Raw genomic sequence first — 26,402 nt, forward strand, 5'->3', positions numbered from 1 at the left:
TCTTCGCTTGGACATGACACTCCTTTTTGACCATGATCGGTCTTCTTAGAAGTGTCCGCGTTAACGGGGTAGAACCCCGGCAGTCGCTACGGCGGCGACGAACGAGCCCGGTTCGCTTACGCCGAACTCAATGTTCCGATCGTCTCGCCTGCTTCGGGTATCCCGGGCATCCATCGCCTGGAATTCAGTGCCGCGATGCGTGGCGAGGACTACGACAGCTTTGGCCGGGTGACCACACCGAAGTTCGGGGTGATCTACGACCCGACCGCCGACTTCACATTCAAGGCCTCCTGGGGGAAATCGTTCAAGGCGCCGACGCTGCTGCAGCGCTATCAGAACAAGGTCGCCTTTCTGTGGAGTGCCTCTGCGGTGGGCGCCAGCGGCGGTCCCTCCGATGCCACCGTGCTGATGTCCTATGGCGGCAACGCCGACCTTCACGCCGAGCGGGCACGGACCTCGACGGCTTCGTTGGCCCTGCATCCAGAGGCGCTGCCCGGACTGGACGCAGAGCTCACCTGGTTCGACATCGACTACACCGATCGGGTGGTCGAACCGGTCAACTACCTGCAGTCGCTGAGCAACCCGACCTATGCGGACTTTGTGGATCGGTCGCCGACGCTCAAGCAGATTCAGGGTCTTCTCGCGGTCTACGACAGCGCTTTCTACAACCTGTCCGGTGTCGCCTATGACCCAGGCAAGGTGGTGGCGATCATCCGCGACCAGTACGTGAACGCGGCACGGCAACGGATCAAGGGCGTCGATTTGTCGGGCTCGTACCGCTTCGATCTCGGCGATGGTCAGCTGACGATGCGCGGTTCGACCAGTTGGCTGGACAGTACGCAGACGACCAGCGCCGGACAGCCCGAACACGCACTCGCCGGCACTGTCTTCAATCCGGCCAGGCTCAATGGCCGCGTCGGTGCGGTCTGGGCATCGGGGGGCTTCACCGCGTCGGGTTTCGTCAACTACACCAGCGGCGTGACCAACCGCCTCGCGACGGTGACGGAGAAGACCGCTTCGTTCACCACGATAGATACCGCGATGAACTACGACGTCGGCGAACGTGCTGGCGCTTTCTCGGGGCTGACGCTCGGCTTGTCGGTGCAGAACCTGCTGAATCGCGCGCCTCCGCTCTATACCGCTGCGGTCGCGACATACGTGCCGTACGACGCCACCAACTACTCGGCGATCGGACGCTTCGTCAGCGTCTCGGTTTCCAAGCGCTGGTAGGGGAGGGGTCATGCAATTTTTTCTTCAATCGGCTCCGTGGGCGGCCGTGATGTCACGCGTGCGCTCGGATCCCTCGACCAGGAAGCGCCATACGTGTTGGGTTCCGGCGTTTGCCCTGGTATTGGGCGTGGCTGTCGCCGGGCCGTCGCCCGCGGAGACGATCTCGCCGCGGCGCCTGCTGGAGGTGACCGACCTGGGCAACCCGGTGATCTCACCCGATGGGCGGTACGTGGCGTTCCGGGCCGAGCAGGCTTCGATCGAACGCAACACGTACGACACCACGTGGTACGTACAGGGCTTGGATGGGCAATCTCCGCCACGCCGTGTATCGGATGGAGGTGTGCCGTTGCGCGAGTACGTCAGCGGTCTCGTGCTGCCATCACCGGCCGTGTGGTCGCCGGATGGGAGGTGGATCTACTATCGCGCCCGCCTCGATGGCCGCGTCTCCGTTTGGCGCGCGGCAGCGGATGGCTCCGGGGCTCGCGCGGTGACGTCGGATACGGCGGACGTGCGGGATTTCACGCTGAGCGGCGATGGCCAAACGCTGAAGTACAGCATCGGCGCGACACGGAAAGAGGTCATTGCCGCAGAAGAGTCCGAGTACGACCGCGGCATCCGCATCGACGACACGGTGGTTATTGCTGCCGGGCTGTTCCGGTCGAACAAGCTCGATGGGCGACCGACCACGCAGCGGTTCCTGGGGGATTGGTTCTCGACCGGGCCATTGCTGGCGAAGGTGCCGGACCGTTGGAAGGCCGTCGACCTGACAAAGATGGCGACCCGGGACTTGTCCGCATCGGAGCTGCCGGCGCGCCCGCTGACGACGGCCGATCTTGCGCCTGATCTGCCGACGCCGACGAAGATCGCCCAGCATCCAGGCGATGGGCGCATTGCGGTGCTGATGCCTGGAAAGAAGGAGAAGGGGCTGCTGTTGAGCCTCGACGTCGAGCTGGCCATGCTGCCGGACAGGCACGCTTCGCATCCGATCCGTTGCATGGCCGAGTTGTGCCGCCACAAACACATCAGCGATATCCAATGGCGGCCCGGGAGCGATGAGGTCCTGTTCACGGCCACCGACTATGACAAGGGGCGCGCGCAGTCGATCTACGGATGGAACGTCGTAACGGGCACGGTGCGGCTGATCGTGATTTCCGATGGGCTTGTCAGCGGAAGCCAGCGCTACTGGGATATTCCCTGCGCGCTGTCCTCCGACACGCTGGTGTGCGTCGCGGCCGAGGCCGATCGCCCGCCACGTCTCGAGGCGATCGATGTGGCAAGCGGCCATCGGCGGATCCTGTTCGCGCCGAACAATGGGTTGGAGGCCGATATATCGGCCGCGGTGCCGGCAAGGCTGATCCGCTGGAAGGATGAGCAGGGAAGGGAGTTCACCGGTCAGTTATTCGAGGCGCGCGGAGGGAGCGTCGGCCATCCGCCGCCGTTGTTCGTGACGTTCTATAACTGTTACGGATTTCTGCGTGGCGGGCTGGGTGACGAGTGGCCGCTTGCTTCCCTGGCCGAGCACGGCATTTCGGCGCTGTGCATCAACGCGATCCCGGAATTTCGAATCGACTTTGTTGCGCGTCACGACCAGGGGCGCGCGGCCGTCGAGAGCGTCGTGAAGCTCCTGTCCGCAGAGGGGCGCGTCGATCGGACCCGCGTGGGCATGGGTGGACTCAGCTATGGCAGCGAGGTGACGTTGTGGACGCTGGCACATTCGGATGTGGTGAGCGCCGCGTCCGTCAGCAGCATGTCGGTGACGCCGACCTACTATCTGTTCAACAGCCTGCGGGATGCCTTCCGTTCCAACCTTCTGAAACTGTGGCAGCTTGGCGCGCCAGACGAAACACCTGAACGGTGGAGGGAAATATCGCCCGTGTATCAACTCGACAGGATCAAGGCACCGATCCTGTTCCAGATGATCGAGCAGGAATACCGGATGGCCCTGGACTATGCACTACCGCTGGTGCGTAGGCACCAAGCGGATATTTACGTGTTCCCGGACGAGCCTCACATCAAGTTCCAGCCCAGGCACAAACTGGCTGTGTACGAGCGCAACGTCGACTGGTTCCGCTTCTGGTTGCAGGGGTATGAAGATCCGAGTCCGGACAAAGCCGGGCAATACCGCATCTGGCGTGGAATGAAGAAGAAGGCCGCAAAGTCTCGTTTTGGCGCGGGGGCTCACGATGGGTCCTGACCTTGTCGACGCGCCCAGTTCTCGGCCGCACACAGGTCGAAGATGCGAAGAAACGACAGGTCCCTGGGCGCAAGTTCTCTTGCAAAGAAATTTGCCAGTGCGGAGCGGTCAAGCAGATCATGTGCGCACAGCTGCCCCTCGTCGAGGAATTCGCGCATCTTCAGCTTGTTGCGCGTATAGACGGCGGCCATGTAGCCGGTATACGAGCCTTTGCTGCGTCGATCGAGAATGCCGCGCGGCAGGCGATCGGCAAAGGCGTGGCGGGCGACGGCGCGGTTTCGACCGTCGGCGATCCACATCCAGGTCGGGACTTTAAGGCATGCTTCCATGACCGGCTGAGACAGCAGCGGAAAGTGCATGGAACGCTCCACGCCGCGAGGTGTGGCATCCCTGAATAGCTGAGTCCCGATCAGGTCATGAATTTTCTCGCGATCGCCGGGCAGTGCGCCCGGAGGCGCGTCCATCCAAGGATGATGCTCCGACGTTGCTGTCGCACAAGCTGGGTTGAGCAGCGAGCGATCTTCTTTCCATGCCATGCGTGGTCGTCGCAGCATTTTCTTGAGAGTCAATCGGCCGGCCTTGAAGACCGTGCATTGGTGAAGGGCTGCTAGGTCTCCGATGGCAGCGATGCCTGCCATTGCGCCCCGCTCCCTGAACGCGTCGGCGGCGGGCGCGGCGGTCTTCAAGTAGCAGAAGACGGTATCGCCACCGCCACCCGAAAAGAAGCCGTCCACGCCATATCGGGCGCCTGCTGCCTCCCAGGCTTCGTTGATGGCGTTCTGCAGAATTCCGATCGCAGGAACGACGGACGAGCGTAGTACGGGAAATTCGAAGCGGACATTGTCGAATCCCACTTCTACAGGAATTAGCTCCTGGCCCAATGTATCCGTCACCATCCGGGCGTATGGGCGTTCGTCAGTTCCGGTCACGGGCATGACCAGCGTGCAGAAGACGGCGCGCAGCGAGGCGTCGCTCAGGCACGCGGCAACAACGGAGGAATCCAGCCCGCCCGATAACTCGACGACGAACCTCTCGTCCAGCGACGATAGCGTCCTGACCACCCTGGATACGGCGGCTCGGACGTCCTGGGCTGCCACACGAGGATCCTCGTGCCGGACGCCCTTTTCCACGAAGCGCCACGGCGACCACGAGGAGCTGGCTGAAGCATTTCTCTCTCGGCAAGTCAGCGTGCAGCCCGGAAGCAATTCGCTAACATGCCTCAGTGCTGTACGCGCCGTCCTGAGGTAGGGAAAGTTGAGGCTGTGTGCGACAGCATGCCAGTTCACTTCGCGGCGATAGAGTCCCAGTTCCACTGCGAGGCCGATGTCCGAGGTGATGAACCCTTCGCCATCGGCGAGCGAATAGACGCATGGGACAGCGCCGGAAGGATCGCGCAGCAAGGTGATCTGCGATTTGTCTTCGCCGGTGATACAAACGGCAAGATATTCGCCCCAGGTGTTCCGTAGCAGGTGGTCGCTGAGTTCGCTTGCCGAGCCATCGAAATCCAAAGGGGATGCGATTCGCTGGCCATTCCTGGAGAACACCTGGCCCACGATCAGGCCGTGCCCGGGTATCACAAGGGTAGGGGCATCGGCGGAGGTGAAGACCATGGCCGAGGCCGACTGAAGCTTGCAGATCATTCCCGCGGCGCGCAGGGAGCCGTCCAGCAGCGGAAGCATGTGGTCGGCGTTTCCGTTCAATCTTCCGCCGAGCAGAATGATGTAACGGTATTTCATCAGACCTTCCTGATGGGAGTATGCGCATTGGCGTCGGAGAGTGTTTCATTCAAGACAATGTCGCCGGCTTGTACCCAGCAATGCGCTGCGAAAGGCTCCGGCGTCACGCCGAAGACGATGTTCGCCGACAGTCCCCGCCGCGAAAGGAACCGGAGTAAGGACAAGGAATCCAGGAGGCAGATCGGCTCAATGGGCACATAGCGGCGCGCACGAACGAATTGCCAGTTTGCATGGAGCAGGCTGTCCTCAAGATCTGGGGGCGTAGAGACCTCGTGTGGACCTGTTTTTCTATCGCGGTATGCGCTGGCTTCGTCGAGATTCGCTTTGAGTGAGCAAGTCTTCAGCTGGCGACGGGTCGACCAGATGATCGCCATGACTTCGAAGACGACGGTCAGGCTGAGCCGGTTATGCATGATCGCGGCGGGTTGCTCGATTGCGCTGCGGGACGCGCGTTGAATGTTTTCTGTCGTGGTCCACGCTTTCGAGTCCTGTGCCTGTACAAGAATTCCTGTGGTCGCGAGGTCTTCCAATAGCGTGGAAGCGACGTCTTCATGTGTCCGGAAGCGCCGCATGGCCTCCTCAAGACGACCGGTCAGCCTGAAGTACCGATCTTGCGCTGTGTCGAGAAAGATCATGTGGCCGTCGACGTCACAGTACGAAAGATCCTCTCTGAGTTGGTAGTGCATCGTCTGTCCCTCGAGAGTAGGGCGCGCACCATGGTGCGCGCCCTGGAGTTGTTACTCCTCGGAAATGCCGGGAATCACCGGAAAGCCGGTACCGCCTGCCTCGCTGGGGCCAGCACCGCCCTTCGTCTCGATACTGGCGACGCCGAGCTCGATGACATCTTCCGGCGGGTTGGTGCGAATGTTCTCGTTCGTGTTCATCTCAGTCTCCTACGGTCACGTCATGGCAGTCCCATGACGCGCGCAGCGTAGGAGTCGAAAATTTTGATTTTCAAATGATTATTGCGCTGTCATCCGGTGATTATTCGGGAAGCGTGACCGCCGTCCTGTAATGCCGGGCTCTGCTTCGATGCCTCTTCGGCTGACGCGGGGCAACCGTTGTAGTCGCGCAAAGCGGACCAGCGAGGTGGAATATCGGCGAGATCTAGCGGAAGTAGTCGCTGCCGTCGCTCAGCAAGGCCACGATGCACGGCACGAGTTGCTTGCGGCGCTCGTGGTAGTCGCGCAGTGCGGATTTGAGGGATGGAATGTCGCGTGCCTGCCAATGCCGGTTCAGCTCCGAAAGCTCTTCGAAGCCGTGCTCGAGCAATCCTTGCTTGGCACGGCGTATCGGCGCCAGCCGGTCGTTGGCCTGCTTCACGGCATGGTGCAAGGATCCGTGGGCTGTCGCGCGGGCGATCGCGTCGAACAGTTGCCACGTCAGCTTGACCAGATCGTCGTCAGCGGACGCAAGCTCCAACGGCTCTGTCTTCCGCGCCGCCGGTGCTGCACCGATATCGCATGCCATCAGCAACAGGCGTTCCATCCAGTCGTAGAGGTCGCGCATGGCGACTTCGGTGAGCAACGGGATGTGCAGTCCGCCGCGGGCATGATCGACGACCAGGGCTTCGCCGACCAGGCGATACAGCGCGAACCGGACTGGCGTAGGACTGGTCTTGAACTCGGCGGCGAGCCTGACCGGGTCGATCCGCTGCCCGGGTGCGTAGCGCCCCGACCGCAGGGCGCGCCTGACCTGTCCGTACGCGAATGCACTCTTGGAGTGGATCGAATCCATAGCTGGACTCCGCCGGGAACGGGGTTCGCTTCTTCAGCCACCAGGAAGCGAACCCGTCCCCGTTTTACTTGCCGGCAGGGCCGAGGCGCGCGCCGAAGTGGCGAGCGCCCGGGCGGGTATGGCGAGCACATGGGTACGAACGGCATGGGTCATCGTGGAGTCGGGTGCTCCGTTCCTTCCAGATGGACGCAGGCTGCGGGCCGCCGTCATCGCGGTTCGCCTTGTGGTCGATCGAAACCCGCTTGCCGGGAATGGGCGCCAAAGTCCGCGCCCTGCATGCCAGGAACGAGGGGTGCGTCTTTCGCCGCGACCGTGCCTGTGCCCGGAACCCACATCGGCCCTGCTGCAACCCAAGCCTTCATGAACCCCCTCCATAACGGCTCGCAACATCTTACGTCCAACCAGCCGGGAAAAGGGCGCGATCTCCCCCGGTGCGTCCAAACAGGGGTGCGCAGCGCGCTTTCGAAGCGGTCCGGTGAAAAGTCGGCCCCGGCGAAACCGGGACGCGGGAGCTTGAGTCCAACCGGAAGGAGCGCCGGTTCACGCAGCAGTCGTCCGGTGGCCAAGAAATCTCGCCCGCAGCGAGGTTCCTGGGCATATGGCCTATTTTCCCAATTTGGGTATTATGGCCCCAGGAACGACGCAGGAGATCTCCATGTCCTTTGCCACGAAACGCGATGCCATCAGCGCCTTGCCGAAGATCCCGGCGTCCGATGTGAAAAAGCTCGGCTGGCGCGGCGTGATGCGCGATGTCCAGAAGAGCGGGCGTGTCGTGGTGACCAATCACGATGCGCCCGAGGCGGTCATCCTGTCGGCGCGCGAGTACGAGGCGATCATCCAGGCCCTGGACAAGGCCAGGGGCAGGGACCAGGCAACGCTCGAGGCCCTGCGTGAGCGCTTCGATGAACGGCTGAAGGCGCTGAAGGCGCCGGGAGCGGCGGCCAAGTTGCTGGCCGCTGCGAGGAAGCCCGTGAAGCTCCGCGGCAAGGTCAAGGCGGGGGGCTCGTATTGAGCGAGCGCCCGGTTCTTTATGTGCTGGCCGGCGTGAACGGCGCCGGCAAGAGTTCCATTGGCGGCCAGCACCTGCTCGACGTGTCCGGGATGCCCTGGTTCAACCCGGACACGTTCGCGCGCGAGTACCGGGAAGCTGTCGGGTGCGGCCAGGAGGAGGCCAACGCCATTGCATGGAGCGAAGGCACGCGATACCTCGACGAGGCCATCGCGAACGGTACGAGCCATGCCTTCGAGACCACCCTGGGTGGCCGCACCGTTCCCGCGAAGATCGCGGCGGCGGCTGCCACGCACGACGTCGTCATCTGGTACTGCGGCCTGGCTTCGCCGGAGCTGCACATCGCGCGCGTGAAGGCTCGCGTCGCTTCGGGCGGCCACGACATTCCCGAGGGCAAGATCCGCGAACGGTACGAATCGTCCCTGGTGAACCTGGTTGCGTTGCTTCCCCGCCTGTCGTCCCTGACGGTCTACGACAACAGCACGGAAGCCGAGCCGGGGGAATCGATTGCGGACCCGGTACCGGTCCTGGCCCTGCACGAAGGGAAGATCCTTTTCCCGGACACGGCCGCCGCCATCGAGGCGACGCCCGACTGGGCCAAGCCACTGGTCGAGGCAGCCTTGAGCGAACGCGGGTAGACGAGCCGTTCGTACGACGCATGAACGAAAAGGTGCCAGCCATGCCTCTGGCCACCGACGCTGGCAACCTTCGCGATCCGATGCTTCAAACCTTGCGCTCCGGAGTTCTTTGCCGGCGCACAGGGCTGCCGTGGTGGCGCGTGGGCCGCAGGCCCGGGCGCAAGGTACACGCCTTTGCGTTCGTCCAGGCGCGGGGGTGAGGATGTTGGCGCGCGGGGGCGGTATTGCGGTTGGCGCCGGCTGCCCATGGCCGAGCTGATCCGGCGCCTGCGGAAGGACTAGACTGGTCTCGGCAAACGTTCCCGCCCGCAGGGCGTGGAGGGTTTCGGCATGATGACCTGGGCGTACGCGGCACTTCTGGCATGGCTTGTTGCCATGCCTGCACCGGTCACGTCGGTTGCGCCGGTTCCCTCGATCGCGCCGGTTCCCCCGGTCACGCCGGTGACGCCGGACGCGCCAGTGACGCCGGCCGTGTCGCCGATGCCGCGTCCGGAGCAGGTCATGGCGGTGCCGTCGGAGTTGCGTGCGCAACTGCAGCAACAGGTCGTCGATGCCGGCGGTTCTGGAAGGGCGCGACTGGAGCGGCTGGTGGGCTTCCTGTTCCAGAAGCCGGGCCTGGGCATGGAGTATTCGGCCGACGCCACCTTGACCATCGATCAGGCCTACCGCACGCGCAAAGCCAACTGCCTGACCTTCACCCTGCTGACCGTGGTGCTGGCACGCGAGTCCGGCTTGCAGGCCTACGGGCAGGAGCTTGACGACATCGTGGCCTGGCGCGTGGGCGACGACGTCATCTACCGGTTCAACCACGTCAACGCGGGAATCACCATTGGCCGTTCGCGCCTCACGGTGGATGTGGCGCGGGATCTGGTGAGCGTCTGCTGGCGCTCTACTACAGCAACCGCGCCGCCGAGCTGCTTGCCGGCGTCTCGCCCGCGGCGGCCGCTCCGTACATGGCCATGGCGTTGCAACTGGCCCCGCGCTATGCCAGCGCCTGGGCCAATGCCGGCGTGTTGCAGCTGCGCCAGGGCGACCCGCAAGCGGCCGAACGCGATTACCTGAAGGCGCTGGCGCTCGACCCGGTCAACGCGGGTGCGCTTGTCAACCTGGTGGTGCTGTACCGGAGCAACGGCGACGAGGCGCGTCGCGCCATCTATGCGCGGCGTCTCGAGAAAGCCCAGGTGAAAGACCCCTACTTCCAGTTCATGCAGGCCGAGGACGATGAGAAGCGGGGCGATTACGCGGGTGCCGTGCAGCACTACCGGCAGGCCATTCGCCTTTATGACGGCGACTCGCGTTTCTACGTCGGACTGGCCCACGCTTATCAGCAGCTGGGCGAGGAGCGCCACGCGCAGCGAGCCATGGACCGTGCCGCCGCGCTCGGCCGCAGCAGCGCCGGGGGCAGAAACTAGGCCACAGGGCGCGTTTTCGGGTGGGCCAGGCGGGTCATGGCCAAGCGGGTCGCAGCCCCTTTTCCTGGCCGTATAAGCTGCCCCGGTTTGCTCATGTCGGAACGACCACAGGCCCAACCCCGATGCTCGCACTCTCCATCGTCGCTCCGAATGGCGCCAACATCGCGGCGGGGCGCAAGACCCTCGAAATCCGTACGTGGCGCCCGCCGCGGTTGCCGTTGCGGGATCTGCTGATCGTCGAGAACCGTATCTTCCTCACCGGGGAGGATGAAACGGACCCCGACGGCATCGCGGTCGCCGTGGTGGATGTCGAGGAAGTGCATGCCTGGCAGCCATCGGAGTTGCAGGCGGCTTGTGCCAGCCGATGGACTCCGGACATGTGGGCCTGGCATGTCACCCATGTGCGGCCGATCGGCGGCGCCTTTCGCATCGCTGCCCGGCGCAAGCTTTACGAGGTGCGGGCCAGTGATGCATTGCTCGAGCGCCTGGGCCGACCAGGGCCAGCTCAAGGGTGATTGGCCGATCGAAAAGCGAGGTGCCTCTGCGAGGAGCACGCCACCATAGGTTTCGCCGGCATCACACCGCGAAAAGGGCGGGGCGTCAGGCCCCGGCCGGGCGCCGGCGACGAGGAACCGCCGACGGGTCGGGGGAGTTGATTGGAGACCCGTTCTCCGCCCCGCCTTTGGCCCGGACGTATACTGTTTTCGCTGCTCCACGGCCGCGCTACGCGCCCGTTCCGGCCGCCCTGTCCTGCTCCGGGAGAGCCGTCATGAAATCTTCCTCGCTGCTGCGCCTGCTGTGCCTTGCCTGCCTTGCCCTCGCTTCCGTCATCGCGCGGGCCGCGACGCCGCCGGACAACGTGAGCGTGCGCTACAAGGACCCGCAGCACTTCACCGAGGCGAAGCGCAGCCTCGGGGTACACCTGGTCGACGCCGACGCTTACCTGGAACCGCTCAAGGCCTATATCGTCCAGCGCGCCTCGCGCATCCTGGCGCCGGGCCAGCGGCTGGACATCGAGGTGACCGACGTGGTCCGTGCCGGCGCATACGAGCCCTGGCGCGGCCCCAACTTCAACGACGTGCGCATCGTCAAGGACATTTATCCGCCGCGCATCGACCTCAACTTCACCTTGCATGGCGCCGACGGCAAGGTGCTGCGCCAGGGCCAGCGCAAGCTGCGCAACGCGGCCTTTCTCAGCAGCGGCTCTCCTGTCGACCAGGATTCGTTGCGCTACGAGAAGTCCCTGATCGACCTCTGGCTTCGCCGGGGCGCCGGGAATCTTTGACGCCCGCCCGGCGCGCTCCTCCCGGGAATCGCCCCGTCCAGGGAGACCGGAATCACAAGTCCGAGCGAACCTTGGCCTGCAAGTCGACTCTGACCCCCGTTTTGCTGCACTCTTCACCGACTTGTCATGCGCAAGCCAGGGGGCTCCGTGATCGCGAGGTTGTCGCAAGTGCACTGCAGCGTGGCCGGCGGGGTTTGCGTGCATCATGGATGAGCGCAAGGGCGTTCCCGGCTGGGTGGCCGTTGCATCCGTCGCATTGATGACCCTGCTCGCACTGGCTGCCCTTCATGCGCCGCGCCGCGCGCATTTCGCGGTGGCGACTGAAGTCACCCTGACGCCGCTTTCGCCGACCGCCGCGGTCAAGCTGTGGTTGAGCACGGCCGATCGCCGGCTGCGCCTGGTGCGGCAGCCCGACATCGAGGCGGCCGCCGGCGAGTCGCCGCCCGCCGACGTGGTCGTCGACATCGGCAGGAAATACCAGTCCATCGTCGGCTTCGGGGCGGCGCTGACCGACTCGTCGGCGTGGCTGATCCGGAACCGGCTGAACGAGCAGCAGCGCAGTGCGTTGCTGCGCGAGCTGTTCGGCCCGCCGCCCGGCCTCGGCCTGGGCATGCTGCGCCTGACCATCGGCGCCTCGGATTTCTCGCTGCAGCCGTACACCCTGGACGACCTGCCCGCCGGCCAGGTCGATCCCGAGCTGCAGCATTTCAACGTCGCCTCCAATTTGCACGACGTCATCCCGGTCGTGCGCGAGGTGATGTCCATCAACCCCCAGCTGCGCATCATCGCCTCGCCGTGGAGCGCGCCGGCGTGGATGAAGGACAGCGAAAACCTGATCGGCGGGGCGTTGCTGCCGCAGTTCGAAAGCACGTACGCGGACTATCTCGCCAAGTACGTCGACACCTACCGCGGCTACGGTATCCCCATCTTCGCGCTGACCGTGCAAAACGAACCGGGCTTCATACCGCAGACCTACCCGGGCATGGATTTTCCGGCCGCCACGCGGGCGCGCATCATCGCGCGGTATCTCGGCCCGGCGCTGGCGGGGCGCAAGCCCAGAACGCTCATCCTCGGCTGGGACCACAACTGGGACGAGCCGGAGCAACCCCTGGGCGTGCTGGCCGACCCCGATGTCGCGCGCTATGTCGATGGCATTGCCTGGCACTGCTACAGCGGCAGCCCGTATGCGCAGGGCCAGGTGCATCGTGCGTTTCCGAAGAAGGATGCCTACATCACCGAGTGTTCCGGCGGCGACTGGGAGTCCAGCAAGAACGGCGAGCTGCTGTGGTTTACCCGCGACCTGCTGCTCGTTGGGCTCAGGCAGTGGGCGCGCGGCGTCGTGTACTGGAACCTGGCGCTCGACGAGCAGCACGGGCCGCATTTCGGCGGCTGCGATGCCTGCAAGGGCGTGGTGACGATCGACTCGCGCACGGGCGAGGTGGAGCGCAACGACGAGTACTACGCGTTCGCGCACTTCAGCCGGTTCGTCCTGCCCGGCGCCGTCCGCGTGGGCTCCAACGCCACCGACAAGGGCATCGACAATGTGGCGTTCCAGAACGCCGCGGGCGGATCGGTGGTCCTGGTGGTGGTCAACAGCAATGCGGAGACGCGCCGCGTCTCCGTGAAGCAGGGCCGGACCCGTTTCGACTGCGCGTTGCCGCCGCAGAGCGTCGCGACCTTCGAATGGAACCCGGACCGGGCAGGCGGCGCCGCGGAAGCGACGGGCCCATCGCCGGTCGATCCGCTGCCGGCCGGAAAGCCGCCCGGCACCGCGGCCGCCGGCGGGACCGGCGGCGAACGCAAGGTGGCCGAGTGATGCCGTGTTCCGACAGGCGCCTTTTCTGCATCGACGGAGTCGCATGATGTACCCAGCTTCCGGTTTGCTTCGAAGCGTGGCCGCCGCGGCGATGCTGCTTGCGGGCATCGTCCCGCTGCCGCTTTGCGCACAGGCGGCGCCCGCCGCGCGGGGGCCGAAGGTCGTGGTGATCAGCCTGGACGCCTTCGCCGCGGCCAGCCTGCACGAGCCGCAGCTGCCCGCGCCGACGCTGCATGCGCTGATGCAGCGCGGCGTCCATGCGGTTTCCATGCGGCCGATCAACCCCACCGTCACCTGGCCGAACCACACCGCCATGGTCACCGGCGTCGACGCGAGCCGGCATCACGTGCTGGTCAACGGGCTCATCGTCAACCAGCGCACCGCCACGCCGCCCCGGATCGACATGGGGGCGCCGAAGTCCCGGCTGGTCGCCGCCGCCACCGTCTACGACGCCGCGCACCGGGCCGGCCTCACCACGGCGCAGGTGGACTGGGTTGCCATCGAAGGCGCACCGAGCATCGACTGGCAGTTCGCCGAACACCCCGATCCCGACGGCGCCATCGAGCAGAGCCTCGTGCGGCAGGGCGTCGTCACCCGCGGCCAGCTCGCGCATTTCGGCGAACCGTCCCAGGCGTGGCGCGATCGCATCTACACCCGCGCGGCGGTCGACATCATCCGGCGGCATCACCCCGACCTGCTGTTGCTGCACCTGCTGGCGCTGGACAACATCGAGCACGAGACGGGCTTCGGCAACGATTCGGGGCGCAACACCATCGGCTTTCTCGATGACCGCGTGAAGGAGGTCGTCGACGCGGTGCGCGACGCCGGCGACCTCGACCGCACCGCCTTCATCATCGTCTCCGACCACGGCCAGCAGAACGTCCGCCGGCTGGTGCACCCCAACGTCCTGCTCAGGGAGGCCGGCCTGCAGGCGGCCTCCGCGGCGCAGCCCAGCTTCTGCCTGCCGGACGACGGTTTCGCCCTGGTCTTCCAGCAGCGCGCCACGGAAGCCTCGACCGAAAAGCTGAAATCGCTGTTCGCGGGCAAGCCCGGCATCCGCGCGGCGCTGACTCCCGCCGAAGCGGCGCAGCAAGGCTGGCCGGTGCCGGCGCAGAGCGACCAGGCGCCCGATCTGCTGCTCTACGCGGCGGACGGCTACGCTTTCAAGGAGGGCGACACGGGAGACTTCGTGACGCCGACCCGGGAAATCGGCGCCCACGGCTACCCCAACTCGAATCCCCTCATGCAGGGCATCTTCATCGCCGCGGGCGCCGGCATTCGGGCCAGGGGCGAAATCCCAGCCTTTCCCAACCTCGACGTTGCGCCGACGATCGCGCAGCTCCTGCACATTTCCCTCGGCACGGTCCAGGGCAAGCCGCTGGCGGGGATCCTGGAATCGCCGCCAGCGGCTTCGGCGCCGGCGCGGGCGGCGTCCGCGGCGGGCCGCTGAGCCGAAGGCCGGGCCACGCGCTCGGCAAGGGGCGTCTGCAGATGGCGAGCGGACCATCGCGATCGGGTCGCCGCCGCGGCCGTCGCCGGTCCGGTGCTAAAGTGCTTCGCTTCCCCGCCACAGCGAAGCGAGCCACGCGATGACGACCCAGGCCTTCTACCCCATCGGCATACCCGGACGTCCCTGGGGCGAAGCGGAGGTGGCGGCCTGGCGTTCGCGGCAGAGCATCAAGCGCAGCTACGCGGCGGACGTGCTGGGTGTGATCGAGACGCTGCGCGCACGCTTCGACGTGGCGGAGTACGGCCGGCTGGAGTATGCCTCCGGCAGCTATCCGCTGTTCGCGATCGAGAGCCGCGGCTGGCGCGACGAACTCCCCATCGCGCTGGTGACCGGCGGCGTGCACGGCTACGAAACCAGCGGCGTGCACGGAGCGCTGCAATTCGTCGACCGGCATGCGGCGGACTATGCGGGGCGGATCAACCTGCTGGTGGCGCCCTGCGTCAGCCCGTGGGGCTACGAGCGCATCCACCGCTGGAACCCGGACGCGATCGACCCGAACCGCTCGTTCCGCGACGACAGCCCGGCGCAGGAATCGGCGGCGCTGATGCGGCTGGTCGCGCCGTTGCGCGATCGCGTGCTGGTGCACATCGACCTGCACGAGACCACCGACAGCGACGAGAGCGAGTTCCGCCCGGCGCTGGCCGCGCGCGACGGCAAGCCGTACGCGCCGGGCACGGTCCCGGACGGCTTCTACCTGTGCGCGGACAGCGCGCGGCCGGAGCCCGCCTTCCAGCAGGCGGTGATCGCGGCGGTGGCGAAGGTCACCCACATCGCGCCGGCCGATCCCGACGGCACCATCATCGGCTCGCCGGTGGTGGCGCATGGCGTGATCGAGTACGCCTGCCGCCAGCTGGGCCTGTGCGCCGGCATCACCGACGCGCACTACCGCACCACCACCGAGGTCTACCCCGACAGCCCGCGGGCGACGCCGGGACAGTGCAACGCCGCGCAGGCGACGGCGATCTGCGCGGCGATCGATTTCGCGCTGGCGCACGGCGGCCATTGACCGGCGTGCCGGCCGTTTTGCCGTGCCGGCGGCTTTCGACTTGGCGCAGCGCCGGTTCGCCGGGAGTCGGCGGCGGCATGGCCGAAGACCACCAGGCCATGCCTGATCGAATCAGTGGTTGATCCTTTCCAGGGCCATGCCCTTCGTCGTCGGCCCGAACAGGCCGATGACGGCGATGCCGGTGACCATGGCGATGGCAATGAACACGGCTACCGCGAGTACGCCGCCCTCATTCAGGAAATAACCGATGGCGAGGCCCGCAAAGGCGGCGGCGATCCGGCTCCACGAGTACACGAAGCCGATGGCGCGGGCCCGGATGCGGGTGGGATAGAGCTCCGCCTGATAGCTGTGGTACGCGTACGACATCACGTTGGCGGCAAGGGTGAACAGTACGCCGAGGGCGATCAGGGCGGGCGGATCGCTGACCTGCGAGAAAGCCAGCATCGCCAGTCCCATGACCACCAGCCCGAGGATGATCTGCAGCTTGCGCTCGATGCGGTCGGCGAACAGCGTGCCAAGCAGCGGCCCGAAGGGATTGGCGATCGCGATGATGAAGGAGTATTCGAGGCTGTGCGTCAGGGTGATTCCGCGGGCGATCAGCAAGGTCGGCACCCATGCCGCGAAACCGTAGAAACCGATCACCTGTGCCATGTTGAATACCGAAAGCATCAGCGTGCGCTTTCGATAGGTCGCCGAGAATATCTCCAGGAATCTTCCGCGGCCTTTCTCTTCGGTCGACTCCTGTCGGGGTGCCGGCAGGTCCTGGCCGGTTTCCGCGCGGACCTTCCTTTCGATCATCGCGACTACCGCTTCCGCTTCGTCGACACGCCCTTTCAGGGCAAGCCAGCGCGGACTCTCCGGTATCTTTCGGACAAGCAGCCACACGACTCCCGCGCCGATCGAGCCGATCAGCACGACCCAGCGCCAGCCGTCGAGAGCGAGCGGGCTGAGCGGCACCAGCAGCCACGCCAGCAGGGCGACGATGGGAACCACGCAGAAGGTGATGAACTGGTTGATGGAAAAAGCCCGGCCACGCTCGGGGCCCGGAATCAGCTCGGAGATGTAGGTGTCGATGGTGATCAGCTGCACGGCGAAGCCGATGCCGGCGATGAAGCGCCAGATGTTCAGCATCTCGCCGGTTTGCTGGAACGCCATGATGGCGGTGCAGGCGACGTACCAGATCAGCGACCAGGTGAACACCGGCCGCCGGCCGAAGCGGTCCGGCAGGTGGCCCAGCAGCACCACGCCGAACCACAGGCCGGCGAACGTGCTGAAGACGAACGTGCCGAATCCCGCGACCTTGATGCTGTCGAGCGCGGCGAAGAACCCCAGCGATTGCGGAGTGAACAGGCCCGACTTGATCATTCCCGGCGCCACGTAGCCGGTGAAAAACAGGTCGTAGAACTCGAAGACGCCGCCCAGCGAAATCAGTATGACGATGGTCCAGACCGTACGCGACGGTGGCAGTCGGTCGAGGCGGGCGGCGATTCTGGCTGATTCGATTTCGGACACGGGGGTTGCCTGTCGGTAGTGTGGATCGTCCCCGGCGGGGCCGGGCGACGCTGTGGACGTGCCGCACCGGCGAGGATCGCGCAGGACCGGCTGGCCATGGCGAGAATCACCGGAGCGGGCGATGGATCGCATCAGAACTTGATCGACGCCATGGCATAGACCAGTCGCCCGATCGGCGAATAGGTGGACACATCGGCGTTGTTGTCGGTGAACGCCTGCGGCGCGCGTGGCGGCATGCGGTCGAACAGGTTGTTGATGCCCGCGCCGACCGACCAGCCCTTGACCAGGCCGGGCGTTTCCAGATCCCTGGCGTAACCCACGCGGAGGTCCCACGTGGTGTAGCTGCTCACGCCCAGCGGCTTCAAGGTCTTGCTGGTGGCATAGACCAGTCCGCCCGGGCCGATATCGGTGACTGCGGACATGTAGGTATTGCCGAGGTTCACGTCCCAGTTGCCGTACTGCCAGTCGAGGGTGGTGTAGAAGCTGTACTTCGGGATCGTTCCCTGCACGCCGGTGCCGCCGTTGGTGGCGAAGCCGGCGTAGTTGTAGAACGCCTGCCCCGGCAGGGCCTGGAACTGGTACTTGAAGAACATCGCGCCGTTGGTGGCCAGCGTGAACGTGCCCAGGTTGGCGGTGGTGAAGTAGTACTGCGCGGTGAGGTTGGCCGAGCGCACGCGCAGGCCGCCCAGGTTGGTGAAGCGGTCGATCGCGTAGAGGTTGTTCGGATCGCCGCCCGAGCGCAGGTAGCTGCCGACCTGGCCCGGCGCGGTGAACGCGGTGGCGCCGGGCAGCCCGGGGAAATTGCCCAGCGCGAGGTTGCCCGAGAACGGCGATGCCGCACCGAGCTGGTCCACACTCTGCAGGATATTGGTGAAGCCGATGCCGCCGGGGTAGCCGCGCTGGTCCACCGACGAATAGTCCAGCGTGACGGTGAGGCCCTTGAGCGCGGCCGGGTTGAAGGTGACGCCCAGTGAGCGGGTAACCGCCTTGCTCGGCTTCAGGTTGGGGTTGTTGCCGTCCTCGCCGTTGAACTGCAGTCCCGGCAGGCCGAACACCGACCGGATCACGCCGCTGCCGATCTGCCGCGTATCGGTGGGGCCGAACATCGCATACAGCGTCGGCGCAGTGAACGAACGTGAAAACGATCCGCGCACGGTGAACTGGGCGTCGAACGGCTCCCAGCGGAAGCCGATCTTGGGCACCAGCGAGTGGCCGGCGTCGCTGTATCTCTCGGCGCGCACCGCGCCCACCAGATCGAACGCGTGCGCACCCGGCAGGGTCCACGACGCGCTGGTGATCGGCACGCGGAATTCGGCATAGGCACTGTCGATGGTGCGGCTCTTCGAGAACGGATCGGCGCCGATGCCGCCGATCCAGTTGTGGTTGGTCGGACCGGTATTGGTGCCGTTGGGATCGGTGTGTGCGGAGAGCGCTTCCCTGCGCGTGCCCGCGCCTGCGGCAAATCCGATCGCGCCGGCGGGCAACTCGAACAGCTTGCCGACCAGTTTGGCGTCGACCGAGTTCAGCGTGCTCTTCGCGTCGATCACCTCGGTGCCGTAGAGGTTGCCGAGCATCGCCGGCGTGATGCCGCCCGCCCGCGCGAAGGGATCCAGCGCCGGCTGGATCACGAACGGGCCGGCGCCGGAAAACCCGCTCGCCACGCGGCTGTAGCTGCCGCCGGCGAGGGGATTGCCCTGCGCGTCGTAGCCGCCGGCGATCGCGCGCGAAAGATTGGGTGCATAGATCACGTTGCGCTGTTGCTGCTCGAGCTTGTCCTCGCTGTGCACGCCCGATACCTCCCAGCTCCAGCCGCCGCCGATGTCGCCACGCAGTCCGCCGGTCACCCGCTTGGCCACGGAGTCGTTGAAGTACTGCTTGGGCCGCGGCTGATAGGCGAAGATGACCTGCTTGAACGGGCCGGCCAGCGGGTTGTGCGGCGCGCCCGCCGGTACCGTCACGGTGGAGGAGATCGGCAGGAACTGGGTGAAGCTGCGGGTATGCGAGTAGATGGCGTCGCCGAACGCGCTGAGCCGGTCGTCGTCGATCAGGTCGGCGGTCGCGTTGACGGTGAATGCATCCTGCTTCTGCCTCAGCAGCAGGGTCTGGAACCGCGACAGGTCGTAGCCGGACGCCACCCCGGCCGGCGTGGTCGCCACGTAGGTACCGTTGTTGATGAGGTCGTTGACCGAGGTCGCCGTTGCCTGCGTACCGGTCGGATTGCGCATGCCGGGCGAATCCACCCCGGGTGCCAGGAGGGCGCCGGGGAACAGGCCGTTGGCGCCGACCGCGCCGGGCACGTTGGACAGGTGCCCGGTGAACGGGCTGCTGAAACTGCGCGCGTTCTGGCGCAGCGGATCGCTCTTCGAGGTGCTCGCCGTGGCCGTGACGCTGATGCCGTGCCCGGACGTGCCGGCCACCACATAGGCGGAACGCTCGCCGTAATGTCCCTTGGCCGAGCCGTAGCGCGCGCCCACCTGCACGCCCTGGTAGTCCGATTTCAGGATGATGTTGACGACGCCACCGATGGCGTCCGAGCCGTAGATGGCCGAGGCACCGTCGGTGAGCACCTCGATGTGGTCGATCGCCGCCACCGGTATCTCGTTGGCGTCGACGAAGCTCTTGCCGCCGATGCCGTTGATGCCGCTGGTCGCCACGCGGCGGCCGTTGACCAGCACCAGCGTGTCCAGGTTGCGCAGCTGGATCTGCGAGCCGCCGGCGGTGTTCTGGTTGGTGTTGTTGGCGTTGCTGTTGCCCGCATTGCCGCGGCCGGCGAACGACGGCACCACCTTGCGCAGCAGGTCGAGCACGTTGGTATTGACGCCGCTGGCCTTGATCGCGTCGCTGTCGATGGACGTTACCGGTACCACCGCCTGATCCGGCGTGGTGGGAATATTCGACCCGGTCACCGTGACCACATCCAGGGTGGTCACTTTCTTGGCCTGGCCGGGATTGCCGGTGTCAGCGCCGGTGGCGGCCGCCGCCGTGGCGTGGCCGGCCAGGCCGACGCTCAGGAACAGCGCGCCGAACAGCGCATTGCGTGGATGGTTCTGCATGGTATCTCCCCAGGTATCACGTCAGGTTCCGGGCAATCTGCGCGACGGGCCCTTCCCCATGCATCGACATCCCGGGGCGGTGCGCAGCGACTGTATTCAGTTTGTTGCTTCAGTTCTTTGGTAGGTCAGTACGGTGAAGCTATGGTCGAAATAGAAGTTCGGGTAAAACGGCGCCACCGCGGTGTCCACTTTCATGGCCGGGTCGACGCCCCCTTCGGCGGCGACCAGGTACACGCGATCGCGCTGCGGGTCGAGCGCCAGCGTTCGCGCCATCGGCCGGGTGGTGATGGCCTGTTCGAGCCGGTAGCTGTCGGCGCCCAACTGGTCGATCACCAGCAGGTTGGCGTCCACGCCGTTGGACGCGTAGATGCGGCCGGTGGCGGGGTTGAACGCCACGCCATCGTTGCCGCGGCCGATCGGCAGGCTCGCCACCACGGCGCCGGTGTCGGCGTCGAGTACGGCCAGCAGCGGCTGCTCGCCGCGGCAACCGACGAAGACGCGCCGGCTCTTGGCGTCGTAGTCCAGCCCGGTGGGCTGGCTGCAGGGCGCGGTCGACCAGGTTGCCGTGACCGCATGCGTGCGGGCGTCGATGCGCACCACCGCATCGCGGTCGCGCTCGGCCACGAAGATGTGGCCTTGGCCGTCCGGGGCCGACGCCTCGATCTTGTGGCTGGGCAGCGGCAGCGTGGCGACGGGCTGGCCGCTGCGGGCATCCAGGAAGGCGACCTTCCCGCTGTCGCCCATGGTGAAGAGAACCTGCCCGGTCACCGGTTCGTAGCTGCCCGCATCGGCGTCGTCGCCGAAGCGGATGCGCCGGACCGTCTTCAGCGACGCCAGCTCGAACTCGGTGGTGGTGCCGTCTCCGTTGACGGTGTAGCCGCGATCGAGTTGGGGCACGAGGATCGCCTTGTTCGCGCCTTCGGAATCGGCGATCGTCGCAACGACCTTTTGTGCCGCCACGTCGAACACGGTGGCGCCACTATGCCGACGGCCGATGAACAGGTGCGAGCGGGCGGCATCGTAGGTCAGGTAATCCCACCCGGGCGCCTTGCCCGGCAGGGCCACCGCCGAACCGAGACGGTAGAAGCGCGTCGCGGCATGACCCGGCGACGGCAGCAGGGCGAGGCCGAGCAGTGCGATCGACATGGCAGCCAACGGGATGCGTGGCCGCGTCTTTTCCTGTTGATGGTCCGGATGCATCACTGACTCCTATCGGCCCAGCGAGTACCACAGCACTTCGCCGCCCTTGCCGTGCTCGCCGGGCGAGGCGGCCAGGTAGAGGCGGTCCAGCGGCGGCACCACGATGCCTGACTTGGCGCCGGTCGCGCTGGGGATGCGCGGCCGCGCGGCGTAGAGGTCGGGGGTGACCTGCTGGAACACGCCGAGGTAGCCGTCGCCGCCGGGCACATACACGCGCTTCCTGGCGCTGTCGTAGAACAGCCCGTCCGACGTCGCCGGTGCATCCAGGCTGGCCACGGTGGCACCGGTGTCGGTGTTGAGCACGAGCAGTTTGCTGGGGCTGCGGGTGCCGACGAACAGGCGGTGGCCGGCCTCGTCCAGCGCCATGGTCAGATTGGTCTGGGCGCCGCTGAGCGGCCAGCGCGCGATCACCTTGAACGTCTTCTTGTCGACGACGTCCACTTCATTGTGGTCGGCCACGTTCACGAACAACCGGTTGCCATGCTGCTCGTCCTTGACCGCCTCGGTATGGTCCGAGTCGAACCGCAGCTTGGCGTACAGTTTTCCGGTGAGCGGATCCACTTCGTTGAGGAAGCAGTCCTTCATGTCCACATCCTTGCCGCCGGTGACGATGTACAGGTGGCCGGTCGAGGTGTCGTATTCGGCCGAGTCGGCGCCGGGTTCCAGCGCGAGGTGGCCGACGATCTTGTAGGTGGTGGCGTCGAGCACCTTGGTCATGCCCTTGCCGCTGTCGGTGACGATCAGGCGGTTGTGCTCGGGCAGGTAGATGATCGCGTGCGGCGTCTGGAAACCGGTGAGCGTGCGCTCATGCTGGCCGGTCTTCAGGTTGAACAGCTCGAGCGTGCCGTGATCCTCGGCCGCCAGAAACAGGCGGTTGCCCTTGACGTCAATACCGAAGTGATCGAAATCGCCGGCGTACCCGGGCTTCCAGCTGGTGCTGCGCCCGGCCAGGGTAGCCGTCGGGTCGGCCACGGCCGCCGCCGGCATGGGTTCCATCAGCTTCGCCAGCGAGGGAATCTTCGCGCGCAGCTCGTCGCGGATCGCAAACCCTTCGCGCTGCAGCGCCGCCTTGTCGTCGCCCGGCTTGTACGGAAGCACGATGCCCGCCGCGCCGAGCGTCCGGCCCTTGGCGTCGAGCAGGCGCGTCTCCACCTCGAAGCGGTTGCCGTTGACCTCGAGGTTGGGGATGCCGGTGTTGATCGCGCGCATGTCGTCTTCGTCGGCCGCCTTGCCGAAACGGCCGATGCTCGATCCCACTACCACGTTGGTCGACGTGCCCGGCGGCACGGCGTGCAGCATCAGGATAAGCAGCCTGGGATGCGCGGCCATGGTCTGCTCGACCAGCTGCTGCGCATAGGTACGGGTGGGAACGGCCGGATTGAACTGGTAGGGCTGGGTCAGATTGCCGACGTTGGAAATTTTCCGGCTCAGCTGGTCGCGCACCGCCTCGGCCCGCTTCTCCAGTGCCGCCTTGTCGTCGCCGGCCTTGTACGGATACACGACGCTGAGCGCGCCGATGCGGTCGCCGGTGACGTCCAGCAGCGGCAGCTCGACCTCGAAGTGGTCGCCCGCCTTGTTGACCTCCAGGTTCGTCTTGCCGTTGTTGACGACATTCATGTCGTCGTCATCCGCCTTCTTGCCGATGCGGCCGATGTTGGAGGCGATGATGACGTTGTCCGCCTGCTTCGGCGGCGTCACGTGCATCGCCAGGATGGCGATGTCGGGGTGCGCCGCGAGCGTGCCGTCCACCAGCTCCTGGGCATAGATTTTTGAGGGAACCTGGGCAAACAGCGATGGGGCCAGCAGGGCAGTAGCCAGAAACAGTGCGGAACGAACCATGGAAACTTTCCTCGACGGCTGGATGGCTGGATGATTGCAGCGGCGATTGGCGATTGGCGATTGGCGAACGGCGTCAGGTGTCCTTGAAACAACGGGCTTGTTGCCTGAAACGCGCCTCGAAGATCCGAGGCACGGCTGCACCCTAGATGCATCACCTTGCGGATACCTGTAGCCATTCTTAAAAGATATTCAGGGGCGGATGTGCGCCGCGGGCAGCCGCGCAACACCATGCCGTGGCGGGTCTGCGAAGCCGCCGGTCGATGGCTGCGCAGGTACGGTGCTCCACCGCCCGGGCCATCGCCTCGCGTGCGGCGGTTCGGTGCGCACAGGGTTGTGCGACGCATCATCGGTTTCGCGCGCCGCTATCCTAGACTCGCTGCACCAGTGTCAATCGGCTGGGGCAGCATGAAAATACTCATCGTCGAAGACCAGCAACGCCTGGGGACGTTTCTCAAGCAGGGGCTGAGCGAATGTGCCTACACCGTCACCTGGGTGGTGACGTGTCGGGAGGCGCGCGACGCGCTCGCGGAAACCAGCTACGACGTCATCATTCTCGACCTGAGCCTGCCGGACGGTGACGGACTGCATCTGCTTTCCGAATGGCGCCGGGCGGGTTTCAACGAACCGGTGCTGATCCTCAGTGCGCGCGACAGCGTGGAGGACCGCATCAAGGGACTCGACCTCGGCGCCGATGATTATCTCCCGAAACCCTTCAGCTTCGAGGAGCTGCGCGCCCACGTCCGCTCACTGTTGCGCCGCCAGTCGGCGGTCAAGCAGACGGTGATCACCCACCGCTGCGTGCGAATGGATCTGCTGGGCCACACGGTCAAGCTGAAGGAGCAAAACGTCGACCTCACCAGCCGGGAATTCGCGTTGCTCGAGATCTTCATGCAAAACGTGGGGCGCACCCTTACCCGCTCGTACATCTCCGAAAGGATCTGGCCCGGCCTGACGGACAACAACTTGCTGGACGTCTACATGAGCCGGCTGCGCATGAAGCTGGAGTCCAATCCGGCCGAACCGCTGTTCAAGACCCTGCGCGGGATCGGCTATCAGCTGGTATGAAATCGATCGGTGCGCGCATCACGTTCTGGTATGCGTTGAGCGCCACGCTGACGGTCGCCAGCCTGTTCATCGCCGGGTACCAGCTCCTGCAGAACTACGTCATCCGCGACCTGGATCTGCTGAACGCCACCGAGTTCCAGCAGATCAAGGCGCGCCTCGGCTCGGACTATCCGTCGCTGAACCGGGAAGTCATCGAGGAACGCATACGCCAGACCACGGAATATGCGTCGGTATTGTTCTACATAAGCATCGATTCGCCCAGTCGCGGGAACCTGTTCCGCTCGAAGAACCTGGCCGGCAATCCGCTGCCCGACGTGCCTAAAAGACATGTCTTCAAGGGCATCATGCCGGGCGTCGGCGAGTTGCGGATAGCCGAGTTCGTGCTACCGCCGTTCGACGTCAGTATCGGCACGCCCATGGGTCAGGTCCGGCGGACCATGGTCGCCTACACCGAAGTGTGCCTCGCCCTGCTCATCGGCATGCTGCTGGCCAGCATCGCGATCGGGCTGGGGCTTTCCCGCGTGATGCTGCGCCCGGTTCGCCTGATCGGCGAAACGGCAAACCGCATCCGCTCGGACAACCTGACCGAGCGGATTGCCGTTACCGGCGTCGAGGACGAGATCTCGGGCCTGGCCACCCTGCTCAACCAGATGTTCGACCGCCTGGAATCGTCGTTCAACCAGGTGCGCCAGTTCGCGGCCGAGGTATCGCACGAGCTGAAGACGCCGCTCTCCCTGGTGAGGCTGCATGCCGAGAAGCTGCTGGTCGAGGGCAATCTGGGCCATTCGCACGAGGAAGCGGTCCTCGTCCAGCTGGAGGAACTGGCCCGCGTCAACCAGATGGTCGATGAGCTGCTGTTCCTCTCCCGCGCCGAGGCGCAGGGAATCCGCATGGATCTCGTGGTGCAGGATCCCCACCGGTTCCTGCGGAGTTTCGAGCAGGACGTCCAGGCTCTCACCGAGCACCGGGGCTGCCGTTTCAGCTGTACCCACCACGGCGAGGGGCTGGTTGCTTTCGAGGAGCGCTGGCTGCGCCAGGTCGTCCTGAACGTCCTCACCAATGCGCTCAGGATGTCGCCTCCCGGAGGCCTGATCACGCTGCGCTCGGAGCTGGAAGGCCATATCTGGAGGGTAAGCATCGAAGACGAGGGCCCCGGACTCACGGACGACCAGTACGAACGCGCTTTTGAGCGCTTCGTCCGCTTCAACCAGGTGAACACCGAAGACAAGGGCAGTGGCCTGGGCCTCGCCATCTGCCGCAGCATCATCCAGCTTCACAACGGACGCATCCACGCCGAATGCGGCACCGGGGGTGCCGGTTTGCGGGTGGTATTCGAGATTCCCGCAATCCACCACGACGCGGTCGACAAGGTGCACGCGGCCTTTTGATTGCGTCGGGGACGGTGTCGGTGCAGCGGGAAGTTTTGCCGGTCGCAGCCGGACTTCCGCGAACGTTGCGCGGGATCGCCCCAGTGCGAAGGTGGCGCGCGACATGTCGGCTCACCGTGTGTCCCGGCGATGAATCGAAGGGTCCCGGTGCACTTTCTGTGGCCCCCGACATGCTTCGCTTTCGCCCGATTCCGCAAAGGCCGCCCGATGCTCCGCGACGCCACCCCCGCCGATTTTTCCGCCATCCTCGCCCTCAACGAGGCGTTCGTGGCCGTGCTCAGTCCGCTCGACGGCGCGCGGCTGGCGCGGCTGCATGCGCAGTCGGCGCTGCATCGGGTGATCGAGCGGGAGGGGCGGGTCGAGGCGTTCCTGCTCGCGTTCCGCGAAGGGGCGGACTACGACAGCCCCAACTACCGCTGGTTCGCGCAGCGCTATCCGCATTTCCTGTATGTGGACCGCATCGTGGTGGCCGGCGACGCGCAGGCGCGCGGCGCCGGTCGCCGGCTGTACCGCGAGCTCTACGCGCTGGCGGTGCGCGACGCGGTGCCGCTGGTCACCTGCGAGTTCGATCTCGAGCCGCCCAACCCGGCGTCCGAGCGCTTCCATGCCGGGCTGGGTTTCCGCGAAGTCGGCCGGCAGCAACTGCATGGCGGCCGCAAGACCGTTTCGCTGCAGGCGCTCGAAGTCGGCGCGGGTGACACGCCGCTGGCCGGCCACGGCTGACGGCTGTCCCCGATCGCCGCCGGGAAATCTGCCACCTTGCCGCGGCGGC

The 26,402-nt window shown here is 65.8% G+C and carries 21 protein-coding genes and 1 pseudogene; 14 read left to right on the top strand and 8 right to left on the bottom strand.

The window, feature by feature from the left end:
• Nucleotides 1-87: 87 nt before the first annotated feature.
• A pseudogene (locus AC3WRN_RS02505) lies at nt 88-1,230 on the top strand (TonB-dependent receptor domain-containing protein); the annotation flags it as partial.
• A 10-nt stretch (nt 1,231-1,240) separates the two neighbouring features.
• The gene (locus tag AC3WRN_RS02510) at nt 1,241-3,424 is read left to right on the top strand and encodes an Atxe2 family lasso peptide isopeptidase (protein ID WP_492621759.1); all 2,184 of its coding nucleotides are present in this window, start codon (nt 1,241-1,243) and stop codon (nt 3,422-3,424) included.
• Here the strand turns inward: AC3WRN_RS02510 and AC3WRN_RS02515 are convergent.
• From AC3WRN_RS02515 to AC3WRN_RS02530, 4 genes are all read right to left on the bottom strand, one after another.
• Nucleotides 3,409-5,160 carry an asparagine synthase-related protein gene (locus AC3WRN_RS02515; protein ID WP_492621760.1) on the bottom strand — a complete coding sequence of 584 codons (1,752 nt, stop codon included), beginning with the start codon at nt 5,158-5,160 and terminating at the stop codon, nt 3,409-3,411. The genes AC3WRN_RS02510 and AC3WRN_RS02515 overlap by 16 nt on opposite strands.
• On the bottom strand, nt 5,160-5,846 hold the full coding sequence (locus AC3WRN_RS02520) for a lasso peptide biosynthesis B2 protein (protein WP_492621761.1): 687 nt from the start codon (nt 5,844-5,846) through the stop codon (nt 5,160-5,162). Before AC3WRN_RS02520 ends, AC3WRN_RS02515 begins: the two co-directional genes overlap by 1 nt.
• A 51-nt stretch (nt 5,847-5,897) precedes the next feature.
• Nucleotides 5,898-6,044: a benenodin family lasso peptide gene (locus AC3WRN_RS02525; protein ID WP_492621762.1), complete on the bottom strand. Its 147-nt coding sequence runs from the start codon at nt 6,042-6,044 to the stop codon at nt 5,898-5,900.
• A gap of 223 nt (nt 6,045-6,267) precedes the next feature.
• A complete protein-coding gene (locus AC3WRN_RS02530; protein ID WP_492621763.1) occupies nt 6,268-6,897 on the bottom strand; it encodes a GntR family transcriptional regulator in 630 nt (209 codons plus the stop codon).
• A 655-nt stretch (nt 6,898-7,552) separates the two neighbouring features.
• On the opposite strand from AC3WRN_RS02530, the gene AC3WRN_RS02535 reads away from it, so the two are divergent.
• The 9 genes from AC3WRN_RS02535 to AC3WRN_RS02575 all read left to right on the top strand — a co-directional run bounded on the left by AC3WRN_RS02535 (nt 7,553) and on the right by AC3WRN_RS02575 (nt 15,573).
• Nucleotides 7,553-7,909, top strand: a complete 357-nt coding sequence (locus tag AC3WRN_RS02535; RefSeq protein ID WP_492621764.1) for a type II toxin-antitoxin system prevent-host-death family antitoxin — start codon at nt 7,553-7,555, stop codon at nt 7,907-7,909.
• Nucleotides 7,906-8,544 (top strand): ATPase, encoded by a 639-nt coding sequence (locus AC3WRN_RS02540; RefSeq protein WP_492621765.1) that lies wholly within the window; start codon nt 7,906-7,908, stop codon nt 8,542-8,544. Before AC3WRN_RS02535 ends, AC3WRN_RS02540 begins: the two co-directional genes overlap by 4 nt.
• A gap of 330 nt (nt 8,545-8,874) precedes the next feature.
• On the top strand, nt 8,875-9,606 hold the full coding sequence (locus AC3WRN_RS02545) for a hypothetical protein (protein WP_492621766.1): 732 nt from the start codon (nt 8,875-8,877) through the stop codon (nt 9,604-9,606).
• Complete coding sequence (locus AC3WRN_RS02550) at nt 9,555-9,956, top strand: tetratricopeptide repeat protein (protein ID WP_492621767.1); 402 nt, start codon at nt 9,555-9,557, stop codon at nt 9,954-9,956. Before AC3WRN_RS02545 ends, AC3WRN_RS02550 begins: the two co-directional genes overlap by 52 nt.
• 122 nt (nt 9,957-10,078) lie before the next feature.
• Nucleotides 10,079-10,471 carry an ASCH domain-containing protein gene (locus AC3WRN_RS02555; protein ID WP_068097087.1) on the top strand — a complete coding sequence of 131 codons (393 nt, stop codon included), beginning with the start codon at nt 10,079-10,081 and terminating at the stop codon, nt 10,469-10,471.
• 254 nt (nt 10,472-10,725) lie between these two features.
• Nucleotides 10,726-11,241, top strand: a complete 516-nt coding sequence (locus AC3WRN_RS02560) for a DUF3016 domain-containing protein (protein WP_068097090.1) — start codon at nt 10,726-10,728, stop codon at nt 11,239-11,241.
• Between the two features lie 205 nt (nt 11,242-11,446).
• Nucleotides 11,447-13,057 (top strand): glycoside hydrolase family 30 protein, encoded by a 1,611-nt coding sequence (locus AC3WRN_RS02565; RefSeq protein WP_492621768.1) that lies wholly within the window; start codon nt 11,447-11,449, stop codon nt 13,055-13,057.
• A gap of 43 nt (nt 13,058-13,100) precedes the next feature.
• Complete coding sequence (locus AC3WRN_RS02570) at nt 13,101-14,507, top strand: alkaline phosphatase family protein (protein ID WP_492621769.1); 1,407 nt, start codon at nt 13,101-13,103, stop codon at nt 14,505-14,507.
• Nucleotides 14,508-14,646: 139 nt separating this feature from the next.
• Entirely contained in the window at nt 14,647-15,573 is a 927-nt protein-coding gene (locus tag AC3WRN_RS02575) for a M14 family metallopeptidase (RefSeq protein ID WP_492621770.1), read from the top strand.
• Nucleotides 15,574-15,684: 111 nt separating this feature from the next.
• Here AC3WRN_RS02575 and AC3WRN_RS02580 read toward each other — a convergent pair whose 3' ends face one another.
• The 4 genes from AC3WRN_RS02580 to AC3WRN_RS02595 all read right to left on the bottom strand — a co-directional run bounded on the left by AC3WRN_RS02580 (nt 15,685) and on the right by AC3WRN_RS02595 (nt 23,177).
• Nucleotides 15,685-17,085 (bottom strand): MFS transporter, encoded by a 1,401-nt coding sequence (locus AC3WRN_RS02580; protein WP_492621771.1) that lies wholly within the window; start codon nt 17,083-17,085, stop codon nt 15,685-15,687.
• A 131-nt stretch (nt 17,086-17,216) separates the two neighbouring features.
• Nucleotides 17,217-20,138 carry a TonB-dependent receptor domain-containing protein gene (locus AC3WRN_RS02585; protein ID WP_492621772.1) on the bottom strand — a complete coding sequence of 974 codons (2,922 nt, stop codon included), beginning with the start codon at nt 20,136-20,138 and terminating at the stop codon, nt 17,217-17,219.
• Between the two features lie 96 nt (nt 20,139-20,234).
• Complete coding sequence (locus AC3WRN_RS02590) at nt 20,235-21,284, bottom strand: YncE family protein (RefSeq protein ID WP_492621773.1); 1,050 nt, start codon at nt 21,282-21,284, stop codon at nt 20,235-20,237.
• Nucleotides 21,285-21,347: 63 nt separating this feature from the next.
• Nucleotides 21,348-23,177, bottom strand: a complete 1,830-nt coding sequence (locus AC3WRN_RS02595; protein WP_492621774.1) for a YncE family protein — start codon at nt 23,175-23,177, stop codon at nt 21,348-21,350.
• A 405-nt stretch (nt 23,178-23,582) separates the two neighbouring features.
• On the opposite strand from AC3WRN_RS02595, the gene AC3WRN_RS02600 reads away from it, so the two are divergent.
• From AC3WRN_RS02600 to AC3WRN_RS02610, 3 genes are all read left to right on the top strand, one after another.
• On the top strand, nt 23,583-24,242 hold the full coding sequence (locus tag AC3WRN_RS02600; RefSeq protein WP_068097107.1) for a response regulator transcription factor: 660 nt from the start codon (nt 23,583-23,585) through the stop codon (nt 24,240-24,242).
• Nucleotides 24,239-25,630: a sensor histidine kinase gene (locus tag AC3WRN_RS02605; RefSeq protein WP_492621775.1), complete on the top strand. Its 1,392-nt coding sequence runs from the start codon at nt 24,239-24,241 to the stop codon at nt 25,628-25,630. Before AC3WRN_RS02600 ends, AC3WRN_RS02605 begins: the two co-directional genes overlap by 4 nt.
• Nucleotides 25,631-25,837: 207 nt before the next feature.
• On the top strand, nt 25,838-26,353 hold the full coding sequence (locus tag AC3WRN_RS02610; protein WP_492621776.1) for a GNAT family N-acetyltransferase: 516 nt from the start codon (nt 25,838-25,840) through the stop codon (nt 26,351-26,353).
• Nucleotides 26,354-26,402: the final 49 nt, after the last annotated feature.

The organism is Rhodanobacter sp. FW101-FHT13A11, from assembly GCF_058790335.1.

Excerpts from the sequence above, each read along its gene's own strand:
- AC3WRN_RS02510 (WP_492621759.1), top strand. The coding sequence starts at position 1,241 with ATGCAATTTTTTCTTCAATCGGCTCCGTGGGCGGCCGTGATGTCACGC.
- AC3WRN_RS02515 (WP_492621760.1), bottom strand. The coding sequence starts at position 5,160 with ATGAAATACCGTTACATCATTCTGCTCGGCGGAAGATTGAACGGAAAC.
- AC3WRN_RS02520 (WP_492621761.1), bottom strand. The coding sequence starts at position 5,846 with ATGCACTACCAACTCAGAGAGGATCTTTCGTACTGTGACGTCGACGGC.
- AC3WRN_RS02525 (WP_492621762.1), bottom strand. The coding sequence starts at position 6,044 with ATGAACACGAACGAGAACATTCGCACCAACCCGCCGGAAGATGTCATC.
- AC3WRN_RS02530 (WP_492621763.1), bottom strand. The coding sequence starts at position 6,897 with ATGGATTCGATCCACTCCAAGAGTGCATTCGCGTACGGACAGGTCAGG.
- AC3WRN_RS02535 (WP_492621764.1), top strand. The coding sequence starts at position 7,553 with ATGTCCTTTGCCACGAAACGCGATGCCATCAGCGCCTTGCCGAAGATC.
- AC3WRN_RS02545 (WP_492621766.1), top strand. The coding sequence starts at position 8,875 with ATGATGACCTGGGCGTACGCGGCACTTCTGGCATGGCTTGTTGCCATG.
- AC3WRN_RS02555 (WP_068097087.1), top strand. The coding sequence starts at position 10,079 with ATGCTCGCACTCTCCATCGTCGCTCCGAATGGCGCCAACATCGCGGCG.
- AC3WRN_RS02560 (WP_068097090.1), top strand. The coding sequence starts at position 10,726 with ATGAAATCTTCCTCGCTGCTGCGCCTGCTGTGCCTTGCCTGCCTTGCC.
- AC3WRN_RS02565 (WP_492621768.1), top strand. The coding sequence starts at position 11,447 with ATGGATGAGCGCAAGGGCGTTCCCGGCTGGGTGGCCGTTGCATCCGTC.
- AC3WRN_RS02570 (WP_492621769.1), top strand. The coding sequence starts at position 13,101 with ATGATGTACCCAGCTTCCGGTTTGCTTCGAAGCGTGGCCGCCGCGGCG.
- AC3WRN_RS02575 (WP_492621770.1), top strand. The coding sequence starts at position 14,647 with ATGACGACCCAGGCCTTCTACCCCATCGGCATACCCGGACGTCCCTGG.
- AC3WRN_RS02585 (WP_492621772.1), bottom strand. The coding sequence starts at position 20,138 with ATGCAGAACCATCCACGCAATGCGCTGTTCGGCGCGCTGTTCCTGAGC.
- AC3WRN_RS02590 (WP_492621773.1), bottom strand. The coding sequence starts at position 21,284 with ATGTCGATCGCACTGCTCGGCCTCGCCCTGCTGCCGTCGCCGGGTCAT.
- AC3WRN_RS02595 (WP_492621774.1), bottom strand. The coding sequence starts at position 23,177 with ATGGTTCGTTCCGCACTGTTTCTGGCTACTGCCCTGCTGGCCCCATCG.
- AC3WRN_RS02600 (WP_068097107.1), top strand. The coding sequence starts at position 23,583 with ATGAAAATACTCATCGTCGAAGACCAGCAACGCCTGGGGACGTTTCTC.
- AC3WRN_RS02605 (WP_492621775.1), top strand. The coding sequence starts at position 24,239 with ATGAAATCGATCGGTGCGCGCATCACGTTCTGGTATGCGTTGAGCGCC.
- AC3WRN_RS02610 (WP_492621776.1), top strand. The coding sequence starts at position 25,838 with ATGCTCCGCGACGCCACCCCCGCCGATTTTTCCGCCATCCTCGCCCTC.